The sequence below is a fragment of the Treponema sp. R6D11 genome (assembly GCF_054786075.1).
The window spans coordinates 1-713 of sequence record NZ_BDHD01000612.1 but is presented as its reverse complement, the minus strand read 5'-3'; the positions used below and the strand labels follow the sequence as shown (position 1 = coordinate 713).

At 46.4% G+C, this 713-nt stretch carries 2 protein-coding genes; both read right to left on the bottom strand.

The window, feature by feature from the left end; genetic code table 11:
• Positions 1-47: 47 nt before the first annotated feature.
• On the bottom strand, positions 48-407 hold the full coding sequence (gene rsgA / locus ACYVTD_RS15045; RefSeq protein WP_461248520.1) for a GTPase RsgA: 360 nt from the start codon (positions 405-407) through the stop codon (positions 48-50).
• Positions 407-713, bottom strand: a 307-nt coding sequence (locus tag ACYVTD_RS15040; RefSeq protein WP_461248519.1) for a phosphatidate cytidylyltransferase, incomplete at its 5' end; no start/stop codon positions are given. The genes rsgA and ACYVTD_RS15040, both read right to left, overlap by 1 nt.

The window sequence follows — 713 nt, the reverse complement described above, 5'->3', positions numbered from 1 at the left end:
AAAAACTGTTGTTGGCGCGGTCGGCGGAGCGCTGGGCGCGATTGTTGTTATATCTTGCATATCTTTTTGGTCTCTTCCAAATCCTCTTTATTAACGCATATAATCGGCTCCGCGCCAGCCAGCTGGCTTTGCAAAATTAACTTGTCTATTAAAAACAAGTCCGGCTTTGGGTTGCTTGCGCTGATTACAATCAAGACTTGGTCGACATTCGAAACTGCAGGGCGAGCAAGCTCGTTTTTCCTCGGTAGAATTTCTGCTATAACCGTGTTTCCGTCTGCAAGTTTGACAAAATCGCCAATCGTCGGCTTTATATTTTCGTTTCGAAACTTCCCGCGCGCTTTGCACTCAAAAGTGTTCTCGCCATCGCGAACGTAATAAAACCCGCCGATGCCTTTGATAATCCTCATTAGAATAAGCCGATATAACGAATCCAGAGAAGCACAATCGGCGCCACGAACATGATGCTGTCGCACCTATCCATGATCCCGCCGTGACCTGGAAGCAACGCGCCGAAATCTTTTAGTTTAAACTCTCTTTTTAATCTTGATGCTACCAAATCACCGAGTTGTGCAAACACGCCGACAATTAGCCCAAGAGAAATCACGTTAAACCACACTGGCGTATAATCCAGCTGACAACACATAAAACATACGAAACCAGATATAACAACAATCGCGCCCAGCGCTCCGCCGACCGCGCCAACAACAGTTTTT